Origin of the sequence: Pseudoalteromonas sp. S16_S37, assembly GCF_014694405.1 — a bacterium.
Lineage (GTDB): Bacteria > Pseudomonadota > Gammaproteobacteria > Enterobacterales > Alteromonadaceae > Pseudoalteromonas.
Genome location: NZ_JAAUWV010000151.1, coordinates 1 through 1,177, shown reverse-complemented (window position 1 = coordinate 1,177; position 1,177 = coordinate 1). Strand labels below are relative to the sequence as shown.

Sequence of the window (1,177 nt, the reverse complement as noted above, 5' to 3'; positions counted from 1 at the left end):
ATTTTTGCGTCAAAAGCACCTTTCATTGCTATTTTTTAAAATTAACTCAGGAATTAGGCGGTATTTGCAAAACGTCAGGCGAGGTTTTACCTACTTTTCAGCATGATGATTGTGGTTTTGAGGTAAATTGTGATTTAGCCGAAAAGCTGTTCACAATGACTGATGCCAGTTCGCCGTTTTACTTCTAGATGTGCGTAGTAGCCATCAAGTTTATTGGGTCGCCCCACGGCTCCTTTGAACACTTTAGTAAATTGAGTGGTGAGTTTTAGCCAGTTTTCGGGGGCGATGTTTAGTCTCTCTAAAATAGGGAAAGTGCGCTGCTCTATGTGTCCGCGTTTGCCTTCTCGCATGCAGCGACCTGTGAGTTCAACTAACTCTAAGTACGACTTTAATTCAAAGGGGAGCCCTTTGGGCATGTGTTTTCTGGGGCTGCCTGCAAAGCGGGCGAGTTGTTTAGGTTGTTTTGCATCTTTGGCGGCTGTAATTCGCTTTTTTACACTGGTATGGTCAGAGTCTTCTGGGGTTTTTGCCATCTTTGCTCTGATGGGGTTTAGGTCAACATATGCCATGCATGCCGCCAGTGCGGCTTCATCTAGTAGCGCTTGGGATTTAAAGCGCCCCTCCCAAAACCGACCTGTGCAGTTATCTTCTTTGTTGGCTTTTCTGGCTATATCTTCATTTAGTACCCGCATAAACCAACTGATATCCGACAGTCGTTCACGATAATCTGCAATGATACGATTTAAAAAGAATTGCTGGGCTTTATCTAGCTTGTCGCCTTGTAGGTATTTTTGCGTAAGCAGCGTACCTTTAAATAATTTGTGCCAACGAATAAGTATGGCTTTATCATGCAACCGTTTCGCTTTTTTATCATCTACATACAACACAATATGCGTATGATTACTCATCACTGCATAGGCACATACATCAATACAAAATACTTGGGCAAGTGCCAGCAGTTTGTCTTCTACCCACTGCCGACGGTGCTCATAGCTTTTGCCCGTTATCGTGTCATCACCACACAAAAATGCACGGCGAACACACCGTGATATGCAGTGATAATACTTAGTATCAACAAGACTTACCTGTCTTTTACGTGCCGTTGCCATGGAAGCTGCCTATCTTTTAATCAGATAAATAAAAGATAGGCAATGAATGAAAAATAAACAAATAAAAG

Annotated in this window: 1 protein-coding gene; it reads right to left on the bottom strand. The window is 42.6% G+C overall.

The window, feature by feature from the left end; all coding sequences use genetic code 11:
• Positions 1-134: 134 nt before the first annotated feature.
• On the bottom strand, positions 135-1,109 hold the full coding sequence (locus HC733_RS22315; RefSeq protein WP_190367168.1) for a transposase: 975 nt from the start codon (positions 1,107-1,109) through the stop codon (positions 135-137).
• Positions 1,110-1,177 lie beyond the last annotated feature (68 nt).

What these genes read in the sequence shown, in the direction of transcription:
- HC733_RS22315 (WP_190367168.1), bottom strand. Translation starts at nt 1,109, where the DNA reads ATGGCAACGGCACGTAAAAGACAGGTAAGTCTTGTTGATACTAAGTAT.